Genomic DNA, 250 nt, shown 5'->3' with positions numbered 1-250 from the left:
CGTATCGTACTGAGAAGCTGACTCAATCCTTCTAAGGCGTAATATTCACACTGAACAGGAATGACTAACGCTGCCTTTGTGAAGATTGTTGCCGAGACCAAAAAAATGAAATGCGCTTATTCTTAGCTTCGGAACACGTTTTAATTCTGACATGGGAAATGCAATGGTCACAGACGCAACCGTTCTTAAAATGATAATCATTAAAGCTGGACCATTTAAAAGAGCACTCGGCTCTACACCCTTCAGTACT

Annotated in this window: 2 pseudogenes; both read right to left on the bottom strand. The window is 41.2% G+C overall.

Features of this window, described 5'->3' with window-relative positions:
- Nucleotides 1–71 (bottom strand): annotated as a pseudogene (locus P6709_RS20500) (AAA family ATPase); the annotation flags it as partial.
- A 52-nt stretch (nucleotides 72–123) separates the two neighbouring features.
- Nucleotides 124–250: pseudogene (locus P6709_RS20140) on the bottom strand (flagellar motor protein MotA); the annotation flags it as partial.

Origin of the sequence: Jeotgalibacillus sp. ET6 (assembly GCF_029667115.1) — a bacterium.
Lineage (GTDB): Bacteria > Bacillota > Bacilli > Bacillales > Jeotgalibacillaceae > Jeotgalibacillus.
This window is presented reverse-complemented; position numbering and strand designations above follow the sequence as displayed.